A 19,564-nucleotide genomic window follows, 5' to 3' on the forward strand; every position below is an offset into this window, starting at 1 on the left:
AACTTCAAGACTAGTAGATGATGTCGAAATTACGAATCTTTTTCCTTTGTTTCTTACTACAATTTTTGCCTCTTTTTTCCGAGGACCAATTTTTTGGAACTTCCGAATCCCAATTCCGAGAAAAAATAAAAACCATTCGTTTGGAGAATGGACTGACTGTTGTGATGATGAAACGAGGTACTTCGCCAATCGTGGCATTGTACATCAAATTTCTTGTGGGTGCTGTGGATGAAACACCAGAAGAAGCGGGTACGGCACATCTTTTAGAACATATGCTCTTCAAAGGAACCAAAACTGTGGGAACCACAGACTTTGAAAAAGAAGAAAAGTACCAAAAACAAATCGAAGTTTGGGGAACGGAACTCGATGACATCAAACTCAAAATTCGAGATCTCACCACAAGAGGAGAATCCATTCCCTCTTCTTTGCAAAAGGAAGCAGATACTTTGAATCGTAGACTAAAGAATCTAATCCAATTACAAGACAGCTTTATCGTAAAAAACGAAGACTCCTATATTTATGAACAAAATGGTGAGGTAGGATTCAACGCTTATACTTCACAAGATGTTACCAATTACCAAATTCAACTTCCTAACAACCGAATCGAAGTTTGGGCAAAGATTGAATCGGATCGGCTAAAAAATCCTATTTTACGGGAATATTATACAGAAAGAGATGTAGTCATTGAAGAACGTCGGATGCGAACCGACGATAGTGGAGCTGGTGTCCTTAGAGAAAAATTTTTCTCGATTGCCTTCGAAAGCCATCCTTATAGGAAACCAGTGATTGGTTATTCTACGGGCCTTCCTTTTTTGAAAATTGAAGATACAAAAGCCTTCTTTCAAAAACATTATACTCCCGATCGGATGGTGATTTCTGTTGTGGGTAAGTTTGATTTTGAAGAAACAGAGGCCATCATTCGAAAGTATTTTTCGGATCTAAAACCAGGTAAACCAAGACCAACTTATAAAGTGGAAGAAAAATCCTTTCCTGGTGAAAAACGATTTAAGGTATACCATCCATCGGGAAGCCAAATGATGATGGGATTTTTAAAACCTCCCTATCCACATAAAGACAATTCTTCATTTGATGTATTGTCCACTGTCCTTACTTCGGGAACTGGTTCTCGCTTATACAAACGACTCGTTTTAGAAGAAAAACTCGCCCTTAGCGTGGGAGCGGCCAATGGTTATCCTGGTGAAAGATACCAAAACTATTTTGTATTTTTTATCAAACCAAGAGAAGAGGCCAAACCAGAAGTGATTGAAAATATCATATGGGAAGAGTTATCAAAAATTAAAGAAAACGGGATTCCGAAAGAGGAACTCGATAAAGTAAAAAATCATATGGTTTCAGACTTTATCAAAACCTTAGATGAGAATGCAAGTATAGCTGATCTATTGAGTTACTATCAATTGTTATATGGGGATTGGGCGGGGCTTTTCGGTCAATACACTTCGATTATGCAGACTTCCTCCCGAGATATCCAAACACTTGTTCCTACTTATTTATCCAAAGACAGAGTTGTGATTGGCGTATTGGAAGATGTAAGGAAAAAATCAGAATGAAACGTATTTATTTAATTTTAGTTATTTTTAGTTTTTATAACCTATCAGCCAGGGAGATGGGAGAGTTTGTTGGCGATATAAAGTTCAAACCACTTAAGTTTGAAGTTCCTGAAATCAATTCCATAAAACATCCGTCAGGTGTAGAAGTATTTTCGTTAAAAAATTCTGAGTTCCCGATCGTATATGCAGATTTTTATGTATATCATGGTAGAAAACACTTAGGCAAACGGCCCGTGGAGATCACTAAACTTCTGGAAGATACTTGGGAATTGTCGGGTTCGAAAACATATCCCAAAGAAAAGTTTTTAGAAACTTTAGAGTTTTACGGAGCCACCTTTTCTGTATCAATTGATTATGAAAAAACTATATTCAGTTTTTCTTATTTAACATCCACGGAGAAAGAAGTGCTTCCGATCATTCAGTCTTTTTTCGAAGCTCCCTATTTGGATGAGTCCTTAATGTTGACAACCAAGGGTAAACTCACCGAAGAAATCAAACGTAGAAATGACAATCCAACAGCCCTCGGTTCAAGAAAAGCAAAAGAAGCTTTGTTTCGGGGAACTTTAGCTGGCACTTCCATGCAAATCCCTTTCTTGGAAGCCGTAAAATTAAAGGATCTTACTGAGTTTCAAACTGAAATTTTAAAAGAACCCAAACGTAGATTTCTTGTGACTGGAGATTATGAGATCAAGTCTTATGAGAATTTTTTTCCTAAGTTAGATGAGAAAACAAATGAACCCGAATCGGAACTAGTGACTCCTTCCTTACTCGCAGAAAATGTGAAAAAAGAAGGTAAAGACATTCGTCTTGTAACAAAGGATGTAAACCAAACTTTTATTTCCATGATAGGGGTTCTTCCTGAACACAATCATCCTGATTTTTACGCCATCCAAGTTTTGAATTATATCATTGGAGCTGGAGGATTTAACTCCTATTATATGAGAGAAATTCGAAACAATCGTGGGCTTGCATACTCTGCAGGAAGTAATACGGAGTTTCAAGAGAACTATGGAACCATCCAGTTTTTTGCTATGACAAAAACGGAATCGGCAAAAGAAGTTTTGTCACTAATGCGAGAGCTGATCCAACCAAAACTCATCGACTCTTTAACTGAAGAGGAACTTGTGCGGGCAAAAAATGCCATCATCAACCAGTTTGTATTCCAGTTTGAAGATGATAAAAGGACACTTGCGAGCGAAGTTCGTAGGCGTGACCATAAAATGCCAGATGGATATTTACAAAACTTCAGAAGTGAAATTGATAAGTTGACTCTTTCTGATTTAAAACGAGTTGGTAAATTGTATTTTCAATCTGATAAGTTGATTGTGACAGTTGTAGGACCAAATACTTTGGAATCATCCTGGAAAGGATCAGTGAAAGTATTGAATCCGGAAGATTGATGTTAACTGCAAGTTTCGAATACAAAGGAACCAAGTTTGAGGGTTTGTCTGAAGGTGGAATTCGGACATCCATCATTTGTTCATCTCTTGACTTTATGTTTGATTTTGGATTTATCAATCCAGATAAAATTCATATAGGAAAGATATTATTATCCCATGCCCATTTGGATCACTCCTGCGGAATCCCATACTATGTATCACAGAGAAGCCTTCGTAAATTGCCGGTTCCCAAAATTTATCTTCCAAAATCTTTGGAACCAAAGATGTCCCAAATTCTAAAATTATATTCTGAAATTGAAGATTTTGATTATCAGTGCGAACTCATTGGATTGGATTTTGGAGACCGAGTGGATTTAAAACCGGGATATTTTTTTAAACCTTGGGAAAGTTTCCATAGAGTACCTTCGCAAGGTTATACGGTGTATGAAACCAAACGTAAACTTAAGAAAGAATGGACTAGTCTTAGTTCCGATGAGATTCGAAATAAAAAAGATTTAGGTGAAGATCCAACAGAAGAAATTTCCGTTCCATTGGTTTCCTTTTCTGGGGATACAAAAATAGAATACGTATTAGAAAATGAAGATGTTCGCAAAAGTAAAATTCTTTTTATGGAATGTACTTACTATTGTGATAAACGAGATGTAAACCGAGCTCGGGAATGGGGCCATACTCATTTTGACGAAATTGTGGCCCATGCATCTGCATTTGAAAACGAAGCTATAGTACTTATCCATCCTTCTAAACGATATAGTTACCGCGAGTTAAATGACCTTCTTCGTAAAAAAGTTCCTCCCGTTTTAAAAGATAGAGTTTCCCTGTTTTTGCCTCCTAAATCATGAAACCAAGACCGAGCATTTATATTCCAGAACTCGAATCTTATATTGATTCTAGTTTGGTTTACAAACCAAACCCTGTCTTTGCAGAAATGGAAACCTATGCCAAAGAAAAAAACATCCCCATTGTTTCTGCTGCAACTGGAGCCGTTTTATCTCATTTGGTTTCTCTCGTTCGGCCCAAAGAAATTTTAGAATTGGGAACAGGTCTTGGTTATTCCACTCTGTGGATGGCAGTGGGTTCTCCCGAAACTAGGTTCGTGACAGTGGATCGTCATAAAGAACAAGCGGATTTAATGGATGTATATGCTAAAAAAATGGGAATTCTTGAGCAAATTCATGTTAAACGGGTGACTGACTCCGTATTGGATTATTTGGCGAAGGAATCTGAAGAATGGGTGAGTTCTGATTTATTTTTTGTAGATTGTGATAAAATTACCTATCCTGAAATCTTTTCGATTCTTTGGGAGAAGGCAAAACCAGGAGCTTATTTTTTATTTGATAATATGCTTTGGCATGGACGAGTCCTTGCACCAGATCCGAAAAAACCATCTGATTTAGCGGTAATGGCTCTTTGGCATGAGGTGAAATCCCAAGTTTCAGGTTATACTTTGTATCCTGTCGGTGATGGATTACTCTTTTTTCAAAAGGATAAAAAATAGTAGTCAAACCTCTTGAATTTTTGGTATTCTGCTCCTTGGTTTAAGGAGAGCAAGTTCCGTGTTAAAAAATAGTTTCATCATCCTTTTGTTTTGTTTCTTTTGTTTGTCTATCTCGGCACAGGAGTCGGGTTCCCAAGAAAAGGGGAAAGAGTCTTACGAAGAACTAGACAAACTCGATCAAGGTAACAACTTAGAACGTAAACAATACAAAAATATTTCGGAAAATAACAAAGACCGAGTCATCAATGCAATCAAACTTCTAACTATTGTTACTGCTAATTTTGGGGATGAAGTTCCAGATTCTAAAACTGCGTTCGAAAAAATCAAAAAAGACTACCAAGTGGTTTTGCGTTATTATTACCGCCGCGCTTATATTGCTTCTGGAAAAGCGATGGTAACTTTGGAAAAAGACATTTCATCTCTTCTTGAAAAATTTGTAAAAAATTACGATACGAAAACACAAAACCTACTGGCTGAGTGTGCAGACGTAATCACAAACCAAGAACAAACACAACTCGTAGAAAATTCACAGGAAGGATCTAAAGTCATTATTCCTTACCGTGAAATTGCAGAGGCCCAACAAAAACTTCGTATTGCCTATGGACAAATGGGCCTGGCTACAGACATGTCACGCGAAGACAGGTTTTATGATTCGATCGTTCACTACCGAATTGCAAAAGATTACGGTATTAAAATTCTTTCTGACTTCAAAGAAGCGGATGCAGACAAAAAAGCCATTTCCGATAAATATGGAAAAGATTTAAGTGATAATCGAAATCAAATTTTTGGACAACAACCAAGCACTAAATAAAGTATAAACTTTTTCTTTTCTCCGTTCGCTAGTGAACGGAGAATGACCATCGTGGTCTTTTTATCTTCTCTACACTTACATAAATTTTTAATCATTCTTTGTTTTGTATTTATTTCCTCTTTGGAAGCAGTTCCCGTCTTTCGGATTGTGGTGGATCCTGGTCATGGAGGGATTGCCAAAGACCCCAAAGGACAACATGGAGACAAATACGATAGTGTCACCCAAACATACTTAGAAACATACAAACAAGGTACAGAACATGGGAACATTACCGAGAGAAAGGTAGTTCTTGATTTAGCAAAAGAAGTCCATAAAATTCTAAAACTCACAGAAACGGAAGCAGGTTGGAAAGAATTTGAAGGATATCTGAAATTGTTTTCTAAAAAGACGGATTTTCAAAGAGTGGTTTTGGAAAGTAAACTCACCCGTGAATCTTCCTTTGATGATGATCCGAGCTCTGAAGATCCGAATGCCGCTTACCGTTTGTATGACTTTCCTGATCCAAAAACAGGTGTGAGGCGAAAGGGAAGGCTTTCCAAAATCAATGAATTAAAACCCCATCTGGTTTTATCTTTACATTTGAATCCTGCAAGCAAAGGGCAAACAGGAGGAATGGGAGCAGTGCTCACTCCTGGTTATAAAACCTTTTCCAAATTAAAAAAAATCTCAGAGAAAAAAAGTTCAGCGAATAGTTTTACGAATGGTCCTTGGTCGGAATGGCTCATCTTCCAATCCGGTTGGTCCAAATTAGAAAATGCCATTGCAGATACGTGGATCTACTTTCATGGGTATTGGTCTAAAAAAAACGGAAAAGATACAGACCTTTCCAAATTTGAAGGATACCGCCAAAATATGGTTAGTTGGCGTTATGCTGACGATCCCAATTGGGAAAAACAAATTGGTAAACCAGGGCCTTATGCCACAACCCATGAATCCTTTTCAGAGACTGGTAAATTTTGGGAAAGGGAAAAAGGAAAAAAAGAGGAATGGAGAAGGGAGGGGGGGAAAGAAGGTTTTGGTGGTGATAACCACTATGTTACCAAGGAACTAATGCGTTTTGTCCAATATGGTTTACCCGTTCAATTGAAAGAAAAAGATTCTCCTTATCCAGAGCTTGGCCCCATCCAAAAACCTTATATTTCCACTTATAGTCTTCCCACTTATACCAATGCGCTGTGTGCCTTTATCGAAATTGGTTATGTAAATCGAAGCCGTGATATGAAGTATTTAACTGTAAACAAAAAAGAAACGGCTATTTCCCTTGCTGTTGGTATTTACTCGTTGTTTGTCGGTTTGGATGTTAAAAAAAACGCGAGTCTGCCTTATTTGCCAAAAGGTAAAAAGGTAAACTGGGAACGATACGAAACTTATTTTGATGATGTTTTATAATTAATTTATTAAAAAGTCTATGAAACCAAAAAAAGAATCTTCCAAAGTTTTAAACCATCCACTCTTTCGAGAATTGATTCTAATGTATCAAAATTCCCTGCAAAGAAGATATTCGCCGGAAAATTTAAAACTTTATCCTGAGTTTAGTTCAATCCCTCGTTCAAAAATAGACCAATTATTGCACTTTTTTTTAGAATACCTTTATCCAGAGTATTCCAAACGAAAGGAATTAGATTCCGCCTTTGATGCGTTATCTGGCTTTGTGAATCATCCCACTAAAATTTGGGGAATCCTTGGCAACTTGGCTATGTCGATTTTTCGATTTGGAAAACATTTTCCTATGGCACTCAAAGCGGGACTTGCTGCCTTACATTCCTATGTGACAGCCCATCAGTTTGAAGAAGAGCTTGTGACAGAACTGGATCGGCATGAAAATCAAATAGGATTACTAGGTTCTGAGTTTGCAATGGAGTTTCTCATCGCAAAGGTAGAAAAAGAAAAAGCAGATGCCTTTCGAAAAGACATAGGTGCCCTTTTTAAAGTGTTTTCGGACGCAGAACTCATCCGAAAGATTATTCTAATTATGGAAGATATACTTCTAAAGATGGAATCAAAAGGAAGTCTGTATACAGAGGAAGATCGAAAAGGAATTTCTTTAGGAGTTTCTATTTTAAAAGAGGGACGGAAAATCTTTGATCAGATGAAGGAAGAAGAGATCCACCTTATCTTACAAGCCATAGACAGAATCGAAGAAGATTTTTATCTAAAGGCTTGCGAGAGGAGTTCGAACTAAATTACTGTTGGTACCGATGGCCGGAATCGAACCGGCATGATGTTACCATCGGTGGATTTTGAATCCACTGCGTCTACCAATTCCACCACATCGGCATAATCAGTCTTCAGCTTCGATATATTTACCTTTTCCGCGGGCCACTATTTTGCCGATCTCATTTTCTATTTCAGCGCGGTTTTCTATGATTTTTTTATTCTTTTTCACAAACCATCCACGTAAGTGTAATGGCTCATTCACTTTTGCAGGTTGCAAAAAACGAATGGTGAGTTCACCTGTTGTGGTTTCGAAATTCATCGCTTCGTTGATCTTAACCATGATTTCATCCAAGATGGTAGAAATAATCCCTGGGTGGATTTGATCTGGTAAACCCTGGTATTTTTCGGGGCAGGTGTAATCACCGAAGGCAGTTTTTGTGTCTTCGTCGAATGTGATTTTTAACTGCAACCCGTCTGCATTGTCCGGTGAGGAAGCAAAGCTGAGATTTTTTTTCGCAACGGATTTCATGCCACCATGAAACGCAAGAATTTCTCTTGTGTCAAGCAGAAAAAGAACTTGCGGTCATTTTGGCTGAAAAACACCCGTAAAATGCTAGGAAATTGAATATTCTTTAATTATACCTTAAGTTACTGCATAGCAAACCTCGAAAATAAAGAGTAGAACCCTTTTATGTTAACCACCCTTATGATGTTACTCGGTCTTTCCGGCACAGGTGCCGACCTCAAGGAGATCGCTGGGAGCGAGGGGGGAACACGGCCCGATGGGAATTTAAGTCCGAGGCAGAGACGAAGACAAAAACAAAAACAGGCCGAAGAATTTGGCCCATCACAACCGAAAGCCAATCCATCCAAACCAGATAGACCAACCAAAAATGGTCGCGGACAGGAATTAAATTTCCAAACAGATCCAAAAGAACCAAAATCCAAACCGAAACCTCTTTCGGAAAAATTATCCGAATTGGATACAGACAGTGAAGAGGAGACTGGAGAATCCGGTAGTGTCAGTTCAGGGAAAGAACCGAAGTCAGCAAGGAGTGGCAGAAGGGAAAAACAAAAACCTCCTAAGTCTCTCAGCGATCTTCCGTTAGGTGAGTTTGGCGAAGAAAGTTCCGAATCATCCCCAACCGGTGAAAGACCAAAACGAGAAAAACCAGACATTAGTTTTTCTGCCGATGATATCATTTCCAAAAACTCAAAGTATTCTTTTCACAGAAGGCCACTTCTCAATGCAGAAGCACTTGTGGAAGCCGAACAAGTAGAAGAAGCAATTGAGATTTTTGAAAGGACAGGAAACCGAATCCCTGACCAAGAGATCAAAGAAAAAATCAAAAAGAACATTCAGGACTTAGAGGAGTTTTTAGAGGACAACCCGCAGTCGGGAAAAGGAGAAGAACCGGGCAAAGGTGACCAACCCAAAGCAGATTCCGCAGCCAAAGAGAAACCTAAAAAAAAGGAACCAAAGTCTAGTGTTACAAAACCTGATAAAGATTTAACCGATTTAGTTTCTGCTTTGAAGGAAGTTTCGGAATTATTTGCCGAATCGATTGCACGTGCTATCCAATTTGCACAAAACTCTCCACCACCTACCTTTCCACAAGTGCCAGGACCACCGCCGCAAAACCTGGGACAGAGTCCAGGGTTATCATCTGTGTTACCGCCACCACCTTTACCACCAAACACGGTAGAGATGGCCCCACAAGGAGGAAAGGGTGTTTCACCAGCACAGAGTCCTATTTCTAGTCCTCAGGTAAACCAAAATGTGACAGGGGGTAACCAGTTAGTCCATCCCATCGTTTACCAATTCCTACAATCATCTCCACAAACTCCTGGATTTGACCCTAAGGCAATACAAAACCAGGACCAACTTTTACAATCGTTAAACCAAGGTTTGACGACTGGAGGACTTGCGGGAGCTGCTCCTGGTTTTCCAATGGCACCTCCTGGATCTGGGATTGTCGGTCCTTTTTATGTTCCTCAAGATTTGCAAGGCCAACCAGGGATACCGGGTATACCTGGTGGATCGGGAAGTCCTGGATATCCTAGTGGTCCGAACCAACCTCTCGACTTACAGATGCTTGCTGATCAAATTTCTAAAAAAGATGTATCAGAGTTAGATCTTCCTGAAGATACTTTTTTCTCGAGCGACTGGAAACAGTTTAAGGACCTTCCACTTGTTGATCGTAGGTCAGGGGAAGAAAGAAGAAAAAATCCTGATCGACGTACCAATATTGCAGGAAGAAAAGATAGACGTTCGGGAGAAGATCGGCGGAAAAAAGATCGTTTCCAAGAACGAGAAGATTTTTTAAAGAACCAAGCCTTAAAGAAGATTGAAAAAAAAGCAAAGGAACTGGAAGCCAAAGGCGAAGAAACTTCACTTAACGATTTACTAAAACCTTATTTTCCTGACCAACCTGGCTTTAAACTTCCAGAGGACTGGAGTCTTGAACCCATCAATCTCCCTGATCCGAATGATTTGCGTCGGGATGAAAAAGAACCACCTCTTCATCCCCAGGAACGTTCGTTAGAAGAAGAGCCCAATTGGTTAGAAACAACAACGGATGCCTTACGAAAGGAACTAGAACTTCCCGACCCAGTCGATCCCCAAACTGATCAATTAATTAAGCCAAAACCTGAGCCCAAAGAACCAACCGATTCCAATAAATCCGAAACTATCATTGAAACGGATTTACCAATCCAAGTAGAGCTAACGAATCGACCTCTGACCAGTGAAGATTTAAAGATTGGTCTTCCTGATGCAGATGAAGTTTTTCGGGAACGTAAAAGAAGAGAAGAGGCTGGATTACCTGAAGAAGAGGAAGGACCTTCCTTTGAGGATGCAGAGGCTCCCGAAATTGAAATTGTCGATGGAAACCTAGGGGAAATTGCCGAGGAAGAATCTCCCATCCCTCTGGATGAGATGGCAGAAAAAGCCACAGAAGAGGAACCAGAAAAAATCATCCACGGGGTTTTGGAACTAAAACCTCCCGAAGCCGATGATGCACCTTTTTTAACGCTGACTTATGACTTTGGAAAGATCCCACATGCATTCCGTTTGTCGAAGAATTATTCGATTATGGAATACTCCTATTATAAATACAAACCGATGTTAATGAAAGCACAAGAGTTTGCTCGTCGTAAGATGTTAAAAAATGCTTTGAACTATTACCGAGTCATCAAATCACAAAATATTCCTCCCGAACTTCGTAAGATGATTAACCGTAACATTCGGGACATCACTGAGTTTATGGAAAAATTCTTAATGGCCAAAGGGAACTAACCCTTGACAACTTTTTTATATTTTATCAGTCTAACAAACGTAGTAGAGGTACACTCCGATGAGATTGCGGCTTAAATCAAATAGGTAAGCAAAATAAAATACTAAATCCACACTTCTCCTAATCTCTTTAGGACGAGACATGCTTACCTATTCCCTATTTGGAAAAACAGGAGCTTGTCGTATGTCCCATCATATCACCATTCAAAATGTATCATACCAATACGAATCTCAGTCGGAACCTCTGTTCCAAAACCTAAACCTTCATTTTTCGAAAGGTTGGACAGGGATTGTCGGAAAAAACGGAAGTGGGAAATCCACTCTAGCCAAAATCATTTGTGGAGAGATCCTTCCTGACAAAGGGATCGTTTTGGGAAACGAGTTTGTTTGTTCGATTTCGCAAGGAACCGAAATGTCAGAAGAGGAACTGTCTTATTTTCTTTACGATGATTCCAAAGAATCCGGATTTTGGAAGAGTTTACTCGAAATCAAAATGCAATCGGTAGAGGACTATGAGTTTCTCAGTTTTGGTGAAAAACGAAGGATTCTTTTGGCAATGGCTTTGTCAAAAAATTCGGATGTATTGATTTTAGATGAACCCACAAATCATCTGGATTCCAAAACTGAGCAAATCATTCGAAATGCCATTTTGTATTACCAAGGGATTGGAATCCTCATCAGCCACGACAGGTCTTTGTTAGATGAGATTGTTACCTCTTGTGTATTTTTAGAAAAAAATTTCTTTTCCCAGCGGCCAGGAAATTATTCCGAAGGCAAAAAAGAAATAGAAAGAGAAGCAGAAGAAAGGATTCACAATTGGGAAATTGCAAAAACGGAACGTAAAAAACTAGATGCCGAACTCAAACGAAGAAGGGAAGAAGCAAGTCTCTCTCATAAACATAGATCCAAGAAGGGACTTGATCTTCATGACCATGACGGCAGGCAAAAAAAGAACTTAGCCCGAGTGACTGGTAAAGATGGCCAAGCAGGCCGATTGAAAAATCAAATCGAAAGAAGAACCGAACATTCCAAACTAAAAGAAAAACAAATTTGGGACAAACTTCCAGAAAAAGAAAATTTAGGAATTCTATGGAATAGTGTTCCTTCCAAACGAAGCACCATATTTATGTTTGATGGTGAATCGCTCTCTATGGATATTCTGTCTTTGTCACTTGCCTCCCATTTGGTAATCCTTCCTGATTCAAAAATTGCCATCACAGGCTCCAATGGTGCAGGTAAGTCCACACTTCTCAGATATTTAGTGAAAACTTTCCAAGAGAAAGGAATTTCTTATTTGTATCTGCCTCAGGAATTTTCAAAAAACGAATTAAACATTTTACTTTGGGAATTTCAAAATTTGCCGGATGAGAAAAAGGCCAAAGTGCTTTCGGGAATTCACCGACTAGGGAGTGATCCCAAACGGTTTTCGGAATCAGAATCTCTCAGTCCAGGAGAAGGGAAAAAACTTTACCTCGCACTGCATCTGGAAAAAAGTCCAGAGGTACTTTTATTAGACGAACCCACTAACCATTTAGATCTCAAATCTTTGGAAGCTTTAGAAACTTCTCTGGCCAAACTTGGTTCTGCCCTTGTGGTGGTCAGTCACGACCGGAGATTTGTAGAAACATTGGCCAAGGAAGAATGGTGTTTGGAAAACTTGTCGGTTGTTCAAAAACATCTAGACAGAATCTAATCATTGTACTTAGAATAATTCTAAGGAGTGACTTTATGCCACAAGTGACATCACATGCCCCAGATTTTAAAGCAACCGCTGTCATCGGGGACAGTTTTAAAGAAATCAAATTGTCAGATTACAAAGGAAAATGGGTGGTACTGTTTTTCTATCCACTCGATTTTACATTTGTATGTCCGACAGAAATTATTGAATACGATGCAAAACTCGAAGATTTTAAAAAGATCGGAGCTGAAGTTTTGGGCGTTTCTGTTGATAGCGAATTTTCACACTTAGCTTGGAAAAAAACTGCCAGAAAAGAAGGTGGTATTGGAGAGATCAAATACCCACTCATCGCTGACAAAACAAAGGAAATTGCAAAGTCTTTTGGAGTTCTTATTGAGTCTGGTCCTGATGCAGGAGTTGCGTTACGCGGAACTTTTATCATCGATCCAGCGGGAATCATTCGCCAAGCAACCGTTAACGACCTTCCTGTAGGACGTAACATTGAAGAAGCTCTTCGCCTGATCAAAGCTTTCCAATTTGTGGAAAAACACGGTGAAGTTTGCCCTGCGAACTGGGACGAAGGAAAGAAAACGATGAAAGCTGATCCTACTGGATCCAAAGCTTACTTCGCTTCTGTAAATTAATTTAGTATTCTCTACAAGTAGAGAAGGGAGAAACAATGGAATCAACAGCTGGCTTAGACAAGGTTTCCTTAGAATTTTACAAACCTGATAACTTTCCAAAGGGACTCACTCGTAAGGTTGTTGAATCCATTTCCCATATTAAAAATGAACCAAGTTGGCTTGCGGAATTTCGTTTAAAGGCTTTTGAAGTTTATGAACAGAAACCAATGCCGACTTGGGGATTCATTCCGCAATTTCATATCAATATTGATGACTATGTACATTACGTAGGTTCCAACCAAAAAAAGAAAAAATCTTGGGACGAAGTGGATCCCGAAATCCTACGTAGTTTTGAAAAATTAGGAATTCCCGAACACGAAAGGAAATACCTTGCCGGAATCGAAACCATGAACGATTCCGAAACCATATATGCCAATGTCAAAAAAGAACTCACTGATTTAGGAATTCTTTTTTGTGACATTGATACCGCCATCAGGGAATACCCAGAACTGGTTCGAGAATATTTGGGAACTGTAGTCACCATTGGTGATAATAAGTTTTCGGCGCTGAACTCTTGTGTTTTTAGCGGTGGATCCTTTGCTTATATTCCTAAGGGAGTCAAAACTCCCATGCCTCTTCAGGCTTACTTTAAAGTAACAGCTGCTAGTTCCGGACAATATGAACGCACACTTCTCATTGCCGATGAAGGAGCTCATTTGGAATATAGCGAAGGTTGTACTTCTGTCCAAGACAAAGGAACTAACTTCCACACGGCAGTGGTAGAGCTTGTTGCCAAAAAGAATTCTAAAATCTTTTATACCACCATTCAAAATTGGAAAAAGAATATGTACAATTGGACTGTGAAACGAGGGATCTGCGAAGAAGCAGCTCACATCACTTGGACCGATTGTAATATTGGAGCTAATACCATCAAATACCCAGGGATCATTTTACAAGGGGATCATTCCACTGGTGATGTATTGTCTTTGGCCTTTGCGGGAAGTGGACAAGTGCAAGATACAGGGGCTCGGATCATCCATGTTGGGAAAAACACTCGTTCCAATATTCTAGCGAAAGGTGTGGCCCTCGATGGAGGAATCAATTCCTATCGAGGACTTGTCAAATTTGAATCATCTAGCAAAGGATCTTACAGTCATATCAAATGTGATGGACTGATGATGGACAACCGTTCCCAATCTCATGCTTATCCTTACAATGATGTATCAGGAGAAGAGGGAACTTTAAACTACGAAGCCACTGTTTCTAAAATTGATGATGACCAATTGTTTTACCTTCAATCACGAGGTATGTCAGAAGATGATGCAAAATTACTCATCATCAATGGATTCTGTGAAGGGGTCACAAAACATTTAGATGTAGAGTATTCTGTTGAGATGACAAAACTCATCAAAATGATTTTGGAAGATGGAAAGGTGATCGCCGAAAAATAAATTTCGGCCATTCCGTTTCTATTAGCTTCCATTGATTCATATCCTCCCGGTTCTGCCAGAACTCAGGCAATTACGAATAAAGATGGAACCAGAAAAGGTTGTTATTTCTTAAAAATAAGAAGTGCTACCGCTGCACTGGCAATCAGTAGTCCCAAAAATTCTCTCACTTCTTCCACTTCCATTCCAAAGTAGGGAGTTTGCGAAAAATAATACCCTGACAAAACGAGATACATCGGAATCAGAATCCATCCCACAAACTTGGGAACTGGACGAAACAAACTGGCAAGGGCAATCAAGGCCACAAACGCATAAATAGGAAACCAAAGGTAAGGATCGGGGTCGTTCAATTGTAAATAGGCAAAGTAGAGGAAAAGGGGAACAGATAGAATTCGAAAGAGTTTCATAGATGCGGTTAAGTTTTTTGATTGCGGAGAGAAATCCAAGCCAATTATCTTATTGAGGGAACCTTAAGTAGAATGAAAATCCAAACCTTTGTCTTATTTTCTTTTTTGTCTATGTCTGTCTCTTGTGATGATATAGGTCGTAGCATCTTAAAAAATTATAATAAAAAGTATGAAACCGATGGCCAGGTGCTAGGTTCCAATCCACTTTTTATCGGTGTTGATGCAAAGCGCAAACAAGTGACCATTTCCTTACAAGAAGTGGTAAAAGTAAAAGAGCCTACAGACATCCAGTTCCCACCGGGGGACAGTCCTTTTTTATTTGCCCTTGAAAAAGCTGGGAATATGATTCTATTCCACAGAGAAAAAAAGATAAGCCGTGTGCTTGCTACCTTTCCTGTAATCACTGACAGTGAAGAAGGACTTCTCGGTTTAACCTTTCACCCGCAATTTCCCAAACAACCAAAGTTATATACCAATTATGTAAAGTCTGTTGCAAGTAAAGATGTCACCATCGTTTCCGAATGGGTTGTAGAAAATCCAACTAACTACGATTCCATGAAACTAACTAACGAACGAGTGTTATTGCAAGTGGAGCAACCTTATCCCAATCACAATGGCGGACAATTGGCCTTTGGTCCCGATGGACATTTATACATTGGTCTTGGGGACGGAGGTTGGAGAGCCGATCCCAAAAACAACGGACAAAATCCAAACACTCTCCTTGGTTCCATATTAAGAATTAGTCCTGCGCCAGATGTAACTTTAAAAAAACCATATTCCATTCCTACGGACAATCCTTTTGTGGGAAAGGCTGGTTATGCTCCAGAGACTTTTGCTTACGGGATTAGAAATCCTTGGCGGATGAGTTTTTCACCTGACGGGCGTTTGCTTGTTGCAGATGTGGGACAAGATGCTTATGAAGAAGTGGATATCATTCTTTCCGGTAAAAACTATGGTTGGAACCAAACAGAAGGATTTCATTGTTTTACTGACGGCTGTAATACGGCCCTTTACCAACCACCATTTTATGAATATGGAAGAGAGGAAGGACAATCCATCACAGGTGGGTATGTTTATACTGGATCTGCTATTCCAGAATTAAAAGAAATGTATGTGTTTGGAGATTTTATCCAAGGTAAAATTTGGGCCATCGCAGTGCCAAAACCTGGAGAAAATACAAAGGTCACAGAAACGATAGCCCTTGGGAAATGGAACTTACTTATTCCTACCTTTGGTCGGGACAATGAGGGAGAAATTTTTGTGGCAGATTATCAGTCGGGAACCATATATAAAATGGTAAAACCATAATCTTCAAACTGTATAATATTTCAATTGATCGATCTTTTTAGTCTTATGGATGTTTCTTAAATTTTTATGAAAAAACTTTTTTCAAAATTGCCGTTTTACATTCGGTTTCACTTACTCCTTGCAGGTCTTGGAATTGTATTTCTTACCATCTACCGTGCCACTTTTTTTGCCATGTATTCCTATAGGATTCATGATAAATCAACTTGGATTTTGTTAAAAGCCTTTCTGAAAGGGGCTAGGTTTGATATTTCCGTCTTGTGTGTGTTACTCGGTGTAAGTTTACTCTATTCGAGTTTGCATTTTTTTAATCGTAATAAAATATATAGGGCAGTTTGGCGAACCTTACCTGTTATATTTATCATTCTGCTTCTTTTTCTTCTCATCGCAGATTTGATTTATTATGAAAATGGAAACAAACATTTAGGATACGAGGCTTTTGCTTATCTTGGATTTGAGATGTTACCACTCGTTGGATCTGCCTTCTCACAAAATCCATTCCTATTTTTACTGGGAATTCTTGTGATTTCCGCGATTGGATTTGGAATTTATAAAATCCAATCCAAGTTCCCTTATTCCCATGTAAACTTACATTATAAATGGGCTGGTTTCCAATTCCTTGTGGTCCTAGCACTTCTAGTTTTAGGAATTCGCGGGGGAATCCAAACAAGTCCCCTTCGTACCAGTGATGCTATCATTACCAAAGAAACCATCATCAATGATTTGGTTCTCAATCCGGGTTTTACTGTCATCACAGACTTAAAGATGACCAAAGTGGATGACCGCCACTTTATGAAGTTGTCTGAGGCCAGTGCGATTGTCCAAAAGGAAGTGGCTTATCCCGGCGCAAACTTTGTTAGTGAAGAATATCCTCTCCTTCGTAAAACAATAGTTACTTCAACAAAACCTTTGCCACATATCGTTGTTGTGGTTCTTGAAGGTTGGACGGGAAAGTTTATTGATATCATTGGAACTGGAAAAGTGGATGGGAAGGTAGTAACCCCTTATTTCAACCAACTGATCCGCCAAGGAATGTTTTTTAAAAACTTTTTTGCCAGTGGAGGAAGGACGACAAACGGTCTTATGGCACTTATGGGTGGAATTCCTGATCGGCCGGGACTAACAGCGGTTCGCACGCCACAAATTCTCAATCGTTTTTCTGGGCTTGGGAATATTGCCAAAACCATTGGGTATGAAACTTTATTTGTAACAGGTACTGACCTTAGTTTTAATAACAAAGGAAGTATCATGTACCATTGGGGGTTTGATACTCTGGTTGGAAAGAATGAGTTAGAAAAAAATCCTGAATACAAAACGGGGCCTTGGAGTTATTTGGATGAAGCATCTCTCGATGCCATGCACAAACGCCTCCTAAATGTAAAACCAGAAAAACCGATCGTATCTGTAATCCATACAGGAACCACTCATTATCCTTATAAGGTTCCAGACGAAAAGTTTCGTTTGTTTGAGTCCACTACGCAAGACAGTGAATACTTAAATGTTTTGCATTACGCAGATTTTGCTTTGAACGAATATATGGAAAAAGCAAAAAAAGCACCTTACTTTAAGGATACGGTTTTCTTTTTTGTTTCTGACCATAGCCACCATAGGTTTCTCAACTACTATGAAGATAGAAATGTTCCCTTACTGATTTACGCTCCGGGAAAAATCAAACCAGAACTAAGAGAAGATTTCACTTCCCAACTAGATTTGATTCCCACCATCCTTGGGTTTATGGAAAGGGAAGTATACTTTAGTGTGATGGGTCGTGATTTAAGAAAAGTAAAAGGATCTTCTGCTTATTTTGCTTATGGAAATATATTTGGATGGATTGAAGATGATTTTTTGTATTACCAATCAGTGTCTGGGGGACAAGGGGAAACCAAAACCATAAAACCACCGTTTGTGGATTTGGGCCTTTGTTACAAGGACATCAATTTATGCAAAAAACATGGGGATAAAACAAAGGCGTTTTTAAACTTAGGAGACGAACTCCTGAAGTCGAACAAATTGTTTCCTTCGGAGTCCGTTTTAAAAGTGATAAAAAACTAATACCAAGTATTAGAAATATTACTCAAATCAAAGAAGGTCTTTCGTTTGATGAGAATCCATACAAGCGAAACAAACGAGAGGCCGATGAGTGGAATAGCAAAAATTTCAATATTAGGAATATTGGAATAAACTAAAGCCGCAACAAAAGCCAAAATAAATAAAACGTTTCTTACCACTTCCGTTCTTCTTGACCATCGTTTCATTTCCATCGTTCGATCAATCGAAAACAAACTAAAGATGATCACAACAGATAAAATTCCAAGTGTCACCATGTCTTTTTCCAAATTGATTTTGGCAACTTTCCAAATCACAAGTCCCACAGCCATAAGAACCGCTGCTTGGAGTGCTACATAGATCATCACTCCCATGGGAGGTTTTGGATCGTATTTTATAATTTTTGTGGGCTCTGGTGCTTCGTCATCACTTGTAATGAGGTAACTTGGTTTCCAACCAGGAGGTCCAAAGATGGTTTTAAATACATCTCCGAATGATTTACATTCCAGAATTTGAAAAAACATATCCTTGAACACGTGTAAGTTGACAGTGATGGGATTAAAGGAGTTAACAGGTTTTGTCAATCCATAGATCGGTTCTTCGGTTTCCCATTCAAAGGATCCAAACATCCGGTCCCAAACGATAAAGATCCCCCCGTGGTTACGGTCGATGTATTTTTTTTGCACACCGTGGTGGACCCTATGGTTTGAAGGAGTTACCATAAACTCTTCGAAAATTCCGAGTTTACCAATAAAACGAGTATGAACCACAAATTGATATACTTTTAGAATTCTATGGCTGAGTAAAAACATCGCCCAAGGAATTCCAAGAAGTGCCATCGATAGAAAATAAATATATTCGAATATTCTTTGAAGTCCATTTCCACGAAAGGCAACTGATAAATTCATTTCTTGTGTGGAGTGGTGGGTGACATGTGTGGCCCAAAACAAATTGATTTCGTGGCAATGTCTATGGAACCAGTAATAAACAAAATCAGCAAAAACAACAGCAAAAGTCCAAGCACCAAGAGCCGGCCAGTTCACAGAAAAACTAGGGGAGAATTGAAACGGACTTTCCAAAGGAAAAAAATGGTAACCTAAGGCGGAGAGCGAAAAATTTGTCTCTACTTTGTCGTAAACATAGAGTGCTCCAAGGAGGATGACCACTCCAATCAGTGCAAAGATCACACCCGTACTTACATCGGCTATGAGAACGTTTAATCGGTAGTATTGTTTGCCTTTGATGTAGGAAACAAAGATTTCGATTCCTATCAGTGCGACCATGACGATAAAGGCATATTCCATAAAGGCGTCGCTATTCATTCGTAAATT

The 19,564-nt window shown here is 39.1% G+C and carries 16 protein-coding genes and 1 tRNA gene; 13 read left to right on the plus strand and 4 right to left on the minus strand.

Annotated features, from left to right (window positions below):
- Nucleotides 1-17: 17 nt before the first annotated feature.
- From EHR07_RS04295 to EHR07_RS04325, 7 genes are read left to right on the plus strand one after another with little or no spacing between them, the layout of a single operon-like run.
- Complete coding sequence (locus EHR07_RS04295) at nt 18-1,568, plus strand: M16 family metallopeptidase (RefSeq protein WP_135743944.1); 1,551 nt, start codon at nt 18-20, stop codon at nt 1,566-1,568.
- On the plus strand, nt 1,565-2,968 hold the full coding sequence (locus tag EHR07_RS04300; RefSeq protein WP_135743945.1) for a M16 family metallopeptidase: 1,404 nt from the start codon (nt 1,565-1,567) through the stop codon (nt 2,966-2,968). The genes EHR07_RS04295 and EHR07_RS04300 overlap by 4 nt, the downstream gene beginning before the upstream one ends.
- Nucleotides 2,968-3,807, plus strand: a complete 840-nt coding sequence (locus tag EHR07_RS04305; RefSeq protein WP_135743946.1) for an MBL fold metallo-hydrolase — start codon at nt 2,968-2,970, stop codon at nt 3,805-3,807. Before EHR07_RS04300 ends, EHR07_RS04305 begins: the two co-directional genes overlap by 1 nt.
- Nucleotides 3,804-4,463 carry an O-methyltransferase gene (locus tag EHR07_RS04310; RefSeq protein WP_135743947.1) on the plus strand — a complete coding sequence of 220 codons (660 nt, stop codon included), beginning with the start codon at nt 3,804-3,806 and terminating at the stop codon, nt 4,461-4,463. Before EHR07_RS04305 ends, EHR07_RS04310 begins: the two co-directional genes overlap by 4 nt.
- Nucleotides 4,464-4,521: 58 nt before the next feature.
- Complete coding sequence (locus EHR07_RS04315) at nt 4,522-5,274, plus strand: hypothetical protein (RefSeq protein ID WP_135743948.1); 753 nt, start codon at nt 4,522-4,524, stop codon at nt 5,272-5,274.
- Nucleotides 5,275-5,316: 42 nt separating this feature from the next.
- The gene (locus EHR07_RS04320) at nt 5,317-6,663 is read left to right on the plus strand and encodes an N-acetylmuramoyl-L-alanine amidase (RefSeq protein WP_425270282.1); all 1,347 of its coding nucleotides are present in this window, start codon (nt 5,317-5,319) and stop codon (nt 6,661-6,663) included.
- Between the two features lie 19 nt (nt 6,664-6,682).
- Nucleotides 6,683-7,456 carry a hypothetical protein gene (locus EHR07_RS04325; protein WP_135743949.1) on the plus strand — a complete coding sequence of 258 codons (774 nt, stop codon included), beginning with the start codon at nt 6,683-6,685 and terminating at the stop codon, nt 7,454-7,456.
- Nucleotides 7,457-7,464: 8 nt separating this feature from the next.
- On the opposite strand, the gene EHR07_RS04330 is transcribed toward EHR07_RS04325, so the two are convergent.
- Together EHR07_RS04330 and EHR07_RS04335 are read right to left on the minus strand one after the other, a co-directional pair.
- Nucleotides 7,465-7,551 (minus strand) — tRNA-Leu (locus EHR07_RS04330).
- A 4-nt stretch (nt 7,552-7,555) separates the two neighbouring features.
- Nucleotides 7,556-7,960: a PaaI family thioesterase gene (locus EHR07_RS04335; protein WP_002973585.1), complete on the minus strand. Its 405-nt coding sequence runs from the start codon at nt 7,958-7,960 to the stop codon at nt 7,556-7,558.
- 162 nt (nt 7,961-8,122) lie between these two features.
- Here EHR07_RS04335 and EHR07_RS04340 point away from each other — a divergent pair, with 162 nt between their 5' ends.
- The 4 genes from EHR07_RS04340 (at nt 8,123) to sufB (ending at nt 14,478) form a co-directional block, all read left to right on the plus strand.
- Complete coding sequence (locus tag EHR07_RS04340; protein ID WP_135743950.1) at nt 8,123-10,729, plus strand: hypothetical protein; 2,607 nt, start codon at nt 8,123-8,125, stop codon at nt 10,727-10,729.
- Between the two features lie 181 nt (nt 10,730-10,910).
- Nucleotides 10,911-12,419 (plus strand): ATP-binding cassette domain-containing protein, encoded by a 1,509-nt coding sequence (locus EHR07_RS04345; protein ID WP_135744386.1) that lies wholly within the window; start codon nt 10,911-10,913, stop codon nt 12,417-12,419.
- A gap of 35 nt (nt 12,420-12,454) precedes the next feature.
- Nucleotides 12,455-13,048: a peroxiredoxin gene (locus EHR07_RS04350; RefSeq protein WP_100790359.1), complete on the plus strand. Its 594-nt coding sequence runs from the start codon at nt 12,455-12,457 to the stop codon at nt 13,046-13,048.
- 35 nt (nt 13,049-13,083) lie between these two features.
- Nucleotides 13,084-14,478 (plus strand): Fe-S cluster assembly protein SufB, encoded by a 1,395-nt coding sequence (gene sufB / locus EHR07_RS04355; protein ID WP_135743951.1) that lies wholly within the window; start codon nt 13,084-13,086, stop codon nt 14,476-14,478.
- Nucleotides 14,479-14,579: 101 nt separating this feature from the next.
- On the opposite strand, the gene EHR07_RS04360 is transcribed toward sufB, so the two are convergent.
- Nucleotides 14,580-14,882 carry a transmembrane 220 family protein gene (locus tag EHR07_RS04360; protein ID WP_167483348.1) on the minus strand — a complete coding sequence of 101 codons (303 nt, stop codon included), beginning with the start codon at nt 14,880-14,882 and terminating at the stop codon, nt 14,580-14,582.
- 72 nt (nt 14,883-14,954) lie between these two features.
- Between EHR07_RS04360 and EHR07_RS04365 the strand changes: the two genes are divergently transcribed.
- Nucleotides 14,955-16,190, plus strand: coding sequence for a PQQ-dependent sugar dehydrogenase (locus EHR07_RS04365; protein ID WP_135743953.1), 1,236 nt, complete (start codon nt 14,955-14,957; stop codon nt 16,188-16,190).
- Between the two features lie 66 nt (nt 16,191-16,256).
- Nucleotides 16,257-18,239: an LTA synthase family protein gene (locus EHR07_RS04370; RefSeq protein ID WP_135743954.1), complete on the plus strand. Its 1,983-nt coding sequence runs from the start codon at nt 16,257-16,259 to the stop codon at nt 18,237-18,239.
- Here the strand turns inward: EHR07_RS04370 and EHR07_RS04375 are convergent.
- Nucleotides 18,236-19,555 (minus strand): sterol desaturase family protein, encoded by a 1,320-nt coding sequence (locus tag EHR07_RS04375; RefSeq protein ID WP_135743955.1) that lies wholly within the window; start codon nt 19,553-19,555, stop codon nt 18,236-18,238. The genes EHR07_RS04370 and EHR07_RS04375 overlap by 4 nt on opposite strands.
- Nucleotides 19,556-19,564: the final 9 nt, after the last annotated feature.

It is taken from the genome of Leptospira bandrabouensis, from assembly GCF_004770905.1.
Classification (GTDB): domain Bacteria; phylum Spirochaetota; class Leptospiria; order Leptospirales; family Leptospiraceae; genus Leptospira_A; species Leptospira_A bandrabouensis.

Coding starts and splice junctions, on each gene's coding strand:
- EHR07_RS04295 (WP_135743944.1), top strand. CDS start 18: ATGATGTCGAAATTACGAATCTTTTTCCTTTGTTTCTTACTACAATTT.
- EHR07_RS04300 (WP_135743945.1), top strand. CDS start 1,565: ATGAAACGTATTTATTTAATTTTAGTTATTTTTAGTTTTTATAACCTA.
- EHR07_RS04305 (WP_135743946.1), top strand. CDS start 2,968: ATGTTAACTGCAAGTTTCGAATACAAAGGAACCAAGTTTGAGGGTTTG.
- EHR07_RS04310 (WP_135743947.1), top strand. CDS start 3,804: ATGAAACCAAGACCGAGCATTTATATTCCAGAACTCGAATCTTATATT.
- EHR07_RS04320 (WP_425270282.1), top strand. CDS start 5,317: ATGACCATCGTGGTCTTTTTATCTTCTCTACACTTACATAAATTTTTA.
- EHR07_RS04325 (WP_135743949.1), top strand. CDS start 6,683: ATGAAACCAAAAAAAGAATCTTCCAAAGTTTTAAACCATCCACTCTTT.
- EHR07_RS04335 (WP_002973585.1), bottom strand. CDS start 7,960: ATGAAATCCGTTGCGAAAAAAAATCTCAGCTTTGCTTCCTCACCGGAC.
- EHR07_RS04340 (WP_135743950.1), top strand. CDS start 8,123: ATGTTAACCACCCTTATGATGTTACTCGGTCTTTCCGGCACAGGTGCC.
- EHR07_RS04345 (WP_135744386.1), top strand. CDS start 10,911: ATGTCCCATCATATCACCATTCAAAATGTATCATACCAATACGAATCT.
- EHR07_RS04350 (WP_100790359.1), top strand. CDS start 12,455: ATGCCACAAGTGACATCACATGCCCCAGATTTTAAAGCAACCGCTGTC.
- sufB (WP_135743951.1), top strand. CDS start 13,084: ATGGAATCAACAGCTGGCTTAGACAAGGTTTCCTTAGAATTTTACAAA.
- EHR07_RS04360 (WP_167483348.1), bottom strand. CDS start 14,882: ATGAAACTCTTTCGAATTCTATCTGTTCCCCTTTTCCTCTACTTTGCC.
- EHR07_RS04365 (WP_135743953.1), top strand. CDS start 14,955: ATGAAAATCCAAACCTTTGTCTTATTTTCTTTTTTGTCTATGTCTGTC.
- EHR07_RS04370 (WP_135743954.1), top strand. CDS start 16,257: ATGAAAAAACTTTTTTCAAAATTGCCGTTTTACATTCGGTTTCACTTA.
- EHR07_RS04375 (WP_135743955.1), bottom strand. CDS start 19,555: ATGAATAGCGACGCCTTTATGGAATATGCCTTTATCGTCATGGTCGCA.